We start from the raw sequence: 3618 nt of genomic DNA, 5'->3' as shown, positions 1-3618 counted from the left end.
CATATAGTTTACATCCACCTAATTTATAAGTAAAATGAATAAAAAGAATATATTTTATGCTTATATCGAATAAATAGGAGACAGATATGGAATTACGAGATTTAAAATCATTTATGGAAGTAGCGTTACATAAAAGCTTTACAAATGCTGCGGCAAAATCTTATTTAACACAGCCTTCCTTAAGTAAAGCCGTCAAAAAACTCGAAGAAGAACTGCGTGTGGAGCTATTCGACCGCTCGACGAGACACTTGCGCCTGACGGATGCCGGACAAGTCGTCTACCAGCAAAGCCAAAAAGCTTTCGCGGCTTTATCCGAATTGAACGTACTCTTGGATGATCTCAGGGACATAAACGCAGGTGTTGTGAAAATTGGCATCCCTCCGCTAATCGGTACCCTGTTTTTCCCGAAAATTGCCCGCAATTTTCAGAAACGTTATCCGAAAGTTTCCCTCGAGTTGGTTGAATTGGGCGCCAAGCTGATCGGCAAGCTTGTCGAAGAAGGCCAAATAGATCTAGGCATCGTCGTATTGCCAGCCAGTGAAGCAAACTTTAATATCTACCCCTTCATTGAAGATGAATTCATTTTATTCCTTCACGAAGATCACAAACTTGCCCACAAACCAGCCGTCTCCTTGACTGAATTGAAAGACGAGAAGTTCATCCTTTTTTCAGAAGACTTCACTTTACATGATTACATTATCCAGGCATGTGAAAAAGAGGGATTCACCCCAGACATCTCATACCAAAGCTCACAATGGGATTTAATCATCGAGCTCGTCTCATCCAAGCTCGGCATCACCCTCTTACCTAGATCGATTTATCATAAACAAACGAACGAAAATGTGAAAATCATCCCGTTAAAAAACTCGAACCTTCACTGGAAACTAGGGATCATCACTAAAAAAGACGCCTACCATTCCTACGCCTTGAAAGAATTATTGAAGATGCTGAATGAGGGAGTTAGCTTGTAAATTTAGCTATCCTTAAAGAATTACCTATCGATTTTCTGACATTAAAGTCAAATGTTCTAAATTACATTGGGTCTCCATTTAAGTTGTCATTTTAAACCCATAACAAAAAAACGCTGCTACTTCCTACGTTAATAATGGAAGAACAGCGTTTTATAATTTTTAGATAAAAGAATTATGGTTAAATAATTTACTTGAAATTCCACCCATAATAAACAGGGTTTTATTACATTTAGGACAATAAAAAACGACCCTTTCAGATCACAAAGTTTTTGATCATTTCAATGATCCTTATGCCGCAAACTTTCCCAGTAGTATTGAAGAAATTTATTTTCACCTTGGATTAAGCCTATTATTATGCTTATCCATTACTCTTCATTAAGATGATAGCAAAGTTGAACAACGCCAGAGGAAAAGCTTTTTGTATTAACCAGTTTTAGATTCAATCTCTCCTTTATGTCAATAAACAAAGGTTTTCCTTCCCCTAAAATAACAGGGTGAACAGATAACCTAAATTCATCAACCAACCCCAATCTTATAAAAGATGTAATAAGACTTGCCCCTCCATAAAGCCAGATGTCTTTACCAGGCTTTTTCTTTAATTTATTTACTTCTTCAACAATATTATCATTTATGATTGTTACTTTATTATCAGTCCTTTTTTTTGTTTTAGAAAATATAAATTTTTCTTTGCCATGAACTAATTTCCAAATTTCTTTTTCAGTATCAGACATCTCATTTTCTGGAGTATATTGTCCCCATAAATCATAGCTTTTTCTCCCATAAAAAATAGTATCAATATGATTTAAGAAATCAATGAACCCCATTTCAGAGTCCATAATGCACCAGTCAACTTCCCCTTTCGGTCCTTCAATAAATCCATCTAAAGTAACGGCTAAATCTAAAATTATTCTTCTTGGTCTTTCGTTAATGGCCATACTTTCATCTCCTTTTGTCTTATAGAATTTCACTTACTCATAAGGTTTCGACCGCTCAACGAGACACTTGCCCCTGACCGATGCTGGACAAATCGTGTACCAGCAAAGCCAAAAGCCTTCGCACATTACCCGAATGGAACGTACTCTTGGATGACCTCAGGGACATTACAACCGGCGAAGTGAAAATCTATTGTTCCCGGAATTCCCCATGAATCTCACTGCTTTTCACCATTTCATCCGAAGTTACTTCAGTTACGTTAGTTTTATCTTACAGCTTCTAACATAGTATTAAAAGATTGAATCAAAAACTAAGGAGACTCGCGATGAAAGCAATGGTATGCACCAAATACGGTTCACCCGATGTACTGGAACTCAAAGAGGTAGCAAAACCAACTCCCAAGGACAACGAAGTTCTGGTGAAAGTACATGCGGCAACAGTGGCTTCAGGGGACATAAGAGTCCGGAGTTTCAATAGTCCTTTCTTGTTATGGCTGCCGATGCGAATCTTCCTGGGTCTTAGGAAACCGCGAAAATCGATACTGGGAGTGGAATTGGCCGGGGAGATAGAGGAAACGGGCAGGAATGTGAAAAAATTCAAAAAGGGCGACCAGATTTTTGCCATGACTGGCATGAATTTTGGGGCTCATGCCGAATACACATGCTTACCTGAAGACGGGGCAATCGCGATGAAGCCTGATAATGTCACCTATGAGGAAGCCGCCGCCATTTCTTTTGGGGGAACGACAGCCCTGCATTTTTTCAGAAAAGGAAATATCCAGGAAGGACAAAAAGTCCTCATCTACGGTGCATCAGGTTCGGTAGGGACTTCAGCCGTACAGCTGGCCAAATACTTTGGAACAGAAGTTACCGGAGTATGCAGTGCCGCTAATTTTGAATTGGTGCAATCACTCGGAGCACAAAAGGTCATTGATTATACGATAGAGGATTTCACAGAAAGACAAGAGCGATATGATATCATCTTTGATGCAGTCGGTAAAAGCTCGAAAGCCACTTGCAAGAAAGCACTAACCCCGAACGGGCGATATGTGTCCGTTGAAGGGCAAGGAATAGCAAAGATTCTTTCGGAAGATTTACTATTCCTCAAAGAGCTAATCGAAACTGGAAAAATAAAATCGGTCATTGATAAACGCTACCCGCTGGAGCAGATTCCCGAAGCTCATCGATATGTAGAACAAGGGCATAAAAAGGGAAATGTCGTCATCACTTTGGTTCATGATAAACCCTGACAGCGCTTTGCACACCGCCGCTTTTTGGGAACTTTCGTCACCCATGTTACAGATTCTGGAATTCTTTCTCATTTTGGAGAATACTCCTCTAAACCATTATATTGAATTAGGAATGACCCTAAGGTTCTTTCTAATTAGAGGGATTTTACTTTGAACGGTGCGTTCCACTCCAGGTACTCGCTTTCCAGCTCATAATTGGATCTCTTGAGTTTCTAATAGGTTGCATTGGTTGAGAAGAGACACAAATTCTAATGACCATAATTATCCCTTCTCCCCATTCATGATCACCGAGAGAGTATGAAACATATTTTTTGAACACGGACAGAATTGCTGATAATTGGAAAACCCAACCTCATACTCCTATGGATTTTTCCGTAGGAGTTTAGCATTTAATCATAAATATTAATTAACACTATCTAGGTATTTTTAACTATTAATCTCTTTTATTTTTAATTGTTTTAAGAT

The 3618-nt window shown here is 38.9% G+C and carries 3 protein-coding genes; 2 read left to right on the top strand and 1 reads right to left on the bottom strand.

Features of this window, described 5'->3' with window-relative positions:
• Positions 1 to 86 precede the first annotated feature (86 nt).
• Positions 87 to 971: a LysR family transcriptional regulator gene (locus ACFWE9_RS26295; protein ID WP_230160003.1), complete on the top strand. Its 885-nt coding sequence runs from the start codon at positions 87 to 89 to the stop codon at positions 969 to 971.
• A 365-nt stretch (positions 972 to 1336) separates the two neighbouring features.
• Here the strand turns inward: ACFWE9_RS26295 and ACFWE9_RS26290 are convergent, their stop codons facing one another.
• Positions 1337 to 1906, bottom strand: a complete 570-nt coding sequence (locus ACFWE9_RS26290) for a dihydrofolate reductase family protein (protein WP_230160005.1) — start codon at positions 1904 to 1906, stop codon at positions 1337 to 1339.
• A gap of 323 nt (positions 1907 to 2229) precedes the next feature.
• Here ACFWE9_RS26290 and ACFWE9_RS26285 point away from each other — a divergent pair, with 323 nt between their 5' ends.
• The gene (locus tag ACFWE9_RS26285) at positions 2230 to 3153 is read left to right on the top strand and encodes an NAD(P)-dependent alcohol dehydrogenase (protein WP_230160007.1); all 924 of its coding nucleotides are present in this window, start codon (positions 2230 to 2232) and stop codon (positions 3151 to 3153) included.
• Positions 3154 to 3618 lie beyond the last annotated feature (465 nt).

It is taken from the genome of Peribacillus sp. NPDC060253 (assembly GCF_042727425.1).
Lineage (GTDB): Bacteria > Bacillota > Bacilli > Bacillales > DSM-1321 > Peribacillus.
The sequence above is the reverse complement of the archived record's forward strand: the minus strand, read 5'-3'. Positions and strand labels throughout refer to the sequence as shown.